1 protein-coding gene is annotated in these 304 nt (G+C 61.8%); it reads left to right on the forward strand.

What is annotated here, in order from left to right; genetic code table 11:
* Positions 1-292 (forward strand): transposase (locus tag V2L18_RS23445; RefSeq protein ID WP_336180771.1); only part of this gene is annotated, 292 nt, incomplete at its 5' end.
* Between the last annotated feature and the right edge of the window lie 12 nt (positions 293-304).

The following is a 304-nucleotide window of genomic DNA, read 5'->3' on the forward strand; positions in this document are numbered from 1 at the left end:
AGAGACGATGACGCCGGGCGCAACCGTACTGGCCGACAAGGCCTACGATACCGACGGCATCCGGGCTTTCGTGGCCGCACGCGGTGGCTGGGCGAACATCCCGCCAAGGATCACCCGCAAAGGCACATTCGCCTTCAGCCCCTGGGTTTATCGCCAGCGCAACCTGGTCGAGCGCTTCTTCAACCGCCTCAAGCAGATGCGAGGTATCGCCACCCGGTATGATCGGCGCGCCGACAACTACCTCGCAGCTGTCAAACTCGCCGCAATCCGCATCTGGATCAAATCGTTATGAGTCCGCTGCCTA

This window comes from Breoghania sp. JC706 (assembly GCF_037026715.1).
Taxonomy (GTDB): Bacteria; Pseudomonadota; Alphaproteobacteria; order Rhizobiales; family Stappiaceae; genus Breoghania.